Below are 4351 nucleotides of genomic sequence, written 5' to 3' on the forward strand. Positions count from 1 at the left end.
GGCAAGATGGATTTCGACGTGGTGATTGCTTCCCCCGATGCGATGCGCATCGTGGGTACGCTGGGCCAGGTGCTCGGTCCCCGCGGCCTGATGCCTAACCCCAAGGTTGGCACCGTGACGCCTGACGTGGCGCAAGCCGTCAAGAACGCCAAAGCCGGCCAGGTTCAGTTCCGTGTCGACAAGGCCGGTATTGTTCATGGCACGATTGGCCGCCGCTCGTTCGACACCGCCAAGTTGCAAGGCAATCTGGCTGCACTGATCGACGCGTTGCAAAAAGCCAAACCGGCTTCGAGCAAGGGCGTGTATTTGAAGAAAGTTGCGGTTTCGTCAACGATGGGTGTGGGCGTTCGCGTCGACACGCAAACCATCGCAGCGTAATCGCAGAAATTTGGGCAACCCGCAGGGGTTGTTCAATGTGGTGGGCTGCCGGGGTTCGCTCCGGCAGGTCATCCAAGACCGTTGGCGTGGCAGGCTTTTTGGGCTTGCCGCTTAATCGAAAGACAGCCAACGCAGATGGCGGTCCCGCTGCAGATGGTTTTGCAAAGAATCTGAAACAGTTGGTCGCTGAACATGAGCGTGTTGAAGGGCGAGGGGGATGCAAGTCACCCGAACCTGACCACACATTTTTAAGGAGTAGACCTTGAGTCTCAACCGCAGTGAGAAACAAGCCGTCATTGATGAAGTGACTGGCCTCGCCGCTAAAGCTCAAACGCTCGTGATGGCGGAATACCGTGGTATCACGGTCGCTGACATGACCCGTCTGCGCAGCCAAGCCCGCGACAAAGGCGTGAACCTGAGTGTTCTGAAGAACACCCTGGCTCGCCGTGCCGTGGCAGGCAGTGCATTCGAAGTCGTGTCCGACCAGATGACCGGTCCRCTGATCTATGGCTTTTCCACGGATGCCGTGGCTGCTGCAAAAGTAGTCGCTGACTTCGCAAAAACCAATGACAAATTGGTGATTCGCGGTGGTGCATTTGGCGGTAAATCCCTGGACGTGAACGGCGTGAAGCAACTGGCCAACATTCCCTCCAAGGAAGTGTTGCTCGCCCAGTTGTGTGGCTTGCTGATGTCGCCTATGTCGCGTACGGCCGTTGTGCTGGGCGCCCTGGCGGCCAAAAAGGGCGGCGGCGCAGCCGATGCCCCCGCAGCAGCTGAAGCTGTAGCAGCGTAATTTGTACCCAACTTTTTAGGAAATTCAAAATGGCATTCGATAAAGACGCATTTTTGACCGCGCTGGATAGCATGACGGTCCTCGAACTCAACGAATTGGTGAAATCCATCGAAGAGAAATTTGGCGTGAGCGCAGCTGCGATGGCTGCTCCCGCTGCTGGCGGTGGCGGCGGTGCTGCTGCAGCTGCTGAAGAGAAGACCGACTTCAATGTCGTGCTGCTCGAAGCTGGCGCCAACAAGGTGTCGGTCATCAAGGCCGTTCGCGAAATCACCGGTCTGGGCCTGAAAGAAGCCAAGGACCTGGTTGACGGTGCTCCGAAGAACGTCAAGGAAGGCGCTCCAAAGGCTGACGCAGAAGCTGCGAAGAAGAAGCTCGAAGAAGCCGGCGCGAAAGTCGAACTCAAGTAATTCTTGGTGTTTGAGAAGGCTGGAAGACCGTAGTCGGGCTTCCAGCCTTTCGTGTTTCAAGGAACACACCGAAAAGCAGACTTAACCGTCTGCTTTCCAGTGTTTTCTGACCCCGACTGCAGAAAACGCCTTGGTTCGGGTGACGTGCAATGCGTCACCGTCCGCCATGGTTGGTAGTGGCCAACCACCAAGCTGCCTGAATACGTGGTGTATTCGGGCACGAGAGTCGCCAGAGCCCATCAACGCGGAGAACTCATGGCCTATTCCTACACCGAACGTAAACGCATCCGCAAAAGCTTCGGCAACCGCGAAAGCGTGTTGACTGTTCCCTATTTGCTGCAAATGCAGAAAGACGCGTACACAGCGTTCCTGCAAGCCGACCGTGCACCTCAAAAGCGCACCGTTGAAGGCCTGCAGGCAGCGTTTGAAAACGCTTTCCCCATCGTCTCGCACAATGGTTTTGTCGAGATGAAATTCATCGAGTACAACCTGGCCAAGCCGGCGTTTGACGTGCGTGAATGCCAGACCCGTGGACTCACTTTCGCCTCGGCCGTGCGCGCCAAGGTGCAGCTGATCATTTATGACCGCGAATCCTCCACATCGCAGTCCAAGGTGGTCAAGGAAGTCAAAGAGCAAGAGGTTTATATGGGCGAAGTGCCGCTCATGACCGACAAGGGCTCTTTTGTGATCAACGGGACCGAGCGCGTGATCGTGTCCCAGTTGCACCGTTCACCTGGCGTGTTTTTTGAACACGACAAGGGCAAGACCCACAGCTCGGGCAAACTCCTGTTTTCGGCCCGCATCATTCCCTACCGCGGTTCGTGGCTCGACTTCGAGTTCGACCCCAAAGACATCCTGTACTTCCGGGTTGACCGTCGTCGCAAGATGCCCGTCACGATTCTGCTCAAGGCCATTGGCCTGAACCCGGAATCCATCCTGGCCAATTTCTTTGTGTTCGACAATTTCCGCCTGATGGACAGCGGTGCACAGATGGAATTCGTGGCCGAGCGCATGCGCGGTGAAGTGGCCCGTTTCGACATTACCGACAAAAACGGCAAGGTCGTGGTCGCGAAAGACAAGCGCATCACCGTTCGCCATACCCGCGAGCTGGAGCAAAGTGGCACCACGACGATCAGCGTTCCCGAAGATTTCCTGATCGGCCGTGTGGTCGCCAAGAACATCGTTGATGCTGAGACCGGTGAGATCATCGCCAAGGCCAATGATGAACTGAGCGAAGTGCTGCTGAAAAAGCTGCGCGTTGCCGGTGTGCAGGATCTGCAGGTTTTGTATACCAATGAACTCGACCAGGGTTCGTACATTTCCCAGACCCTGCGCTCCGACGAAACCGCGGACGAATTTGCTGCGCGCGTCGCCATCTACCGCATGATGCGTCCCGGCGAGCCGCCCACCGAAGATGCCGTGCAGGCCCTGTTCCAGCGCTTGTTCTACAACCCGGATACCTACGATCTGTCCAAGGTCGGCCGCATGAAGTTCAACGCCCGCGTCGGCCGCGATTCTTCCACCGGCCCCATGGTCATGACCAACGAGGACATCCTTGCTGTCGTCAAAATCCTGGTGGATCTGCGCAACGGCAACGGCGAAGTCGATGACATTGACCACCTCGGCAACCGCCGCGTGCGTTGTGTCGGCGAACTCGCTGAAAACCAGTACCGTACTGGTCTGGCACGTATCGAAAAGGCCGTGAAAGAGCGCCTCGGCCAGGCCGAGCAAGAGCCGCTGATGCCGCACGACCTCATCAACAGCAAGCCGATTTCGGCTGCGCTGAAAGAGTTCTTCGGTGCATCGCAACTCTCGCAGTTCATGGACCAGACCAACCCGCTGGCCGAAATCACCCACAAGCGCCGTGTTTCGGCCCTTGGCCCGGGCGGTTTGACCCGCGAACGCGCCGGCTTTGAAGTGCGTGACGTGCACGTCACCCATTACGGACGCGTCTGCCCGATTGAAACGCCTGAAGGTCCGAACATCGGCCTGATCAACTCGCTGGCCCTGTATGCCCGCCTCAACGAATACGGTTTCATTGAAACGCCGTATCGCCGTGTGGTGGACGCCAAGATCACCGACCAGATCGACTACCTGTCGGCCATCGAAGAAGGCAAATACGTCATCGCCCAGGCCAACGCGGCTCTGGATGATGCAGGCAAGCTGACCGGTGACCTCGTGTCTGCCCGGGAAAACGGTGAGTCCGTCCTGGTGGGCGCAGAACGCGTCCAGTACATGGACGTGTCTCCTGCACAGATCGTCTCGGTGGCGGCTTCCCTGGTTCCGTTCCTGGAGCACGATGACGCCAACCGCGCTTTGATGGGCGCCAACATGTCCCGTCAGGCCGTGCCTGTACTTCGTCCCGAAAAGCCGCTGGTCGGCACGGGCATTGAGCGGGTTGCTGCGGTTGACTCCGGCACCGTGGTGACTGCCAACCGTGGCGGTGTGGTGGACTACGTTGATGCCACCCGCATCGTGGTGCGCGTGAATGATGCAGAAGCCCTCGCCGGCGAAGTCGGTGTGGACATCTACAATCTGATCAAGTACCAGCGTTCCAACCAGAACACCAACATCCACCAGCGTCCTATCGTCAAGATCGGCGACAAGCTGGCCAAGGGTGATGTGATTGCCGACGGTGCATCGACTGACCTGGGCGAAATCGCCATTGGCCAGAACATGCTGATCGCGTTCATGCCGTGGAACGGCTACAACTTCGAGGATTCGATCCTGATTTCCGAGCGCGTGGTGGCTGAAGACCGCTACACCTCGATTC

3 protein-coding genes and 1 pseudogene are annotated in these 4351 nt (G+C 57.7%); all 4 read left to right on the plus strand.

Annotated elements, in window-relative coordinates; all coding sequences use genetic code 11:
* Window positions 1–378 (plus strand): annotated as a pseudogene (gene rplA, locus AC1D1P_RS15615) (50S ribosomal protein L1); the annotation flags it as partial.
* A gap of 262 nt (window positions 379–640) precedes the next feature.
* A complete protein-coding gene (gene rplJ, locus AC1D1P_RS15620; protein ID WP_457282627.1) occupies window positions 641–1171 on the plus strand; it encodes a 50S ribosomal protein L10 in 531 nt (176 codons plus the stop codon).
* A gap of 29 nt (window positions 1172–1200) precedes the next feature.
* Entirely contained in the window at window positions 1201–1578 is a 378-nt protein-coding gene (rplL, locus tag AC1D1P_RS15625; RefSeq protein ID WP_431094480.1) for a 50S ribosomal protein L7/L12, read from the plus strand.
* 255 nt (window positions 1579–1833) lie between these two features.
* The coding region (gene rpoB, locus AC1D1P_RS15630) for a DNA-directed RNA polymerase subunit beta (protein ID WP_477673609.1) at window positions 1834–4351 on the plus strand (2518 nt) is incomplete at its 3' end.

The sequence above is a fragment of the Polaromonas sp. P1_E1_2 genome, from assembly GCF_056406035.1.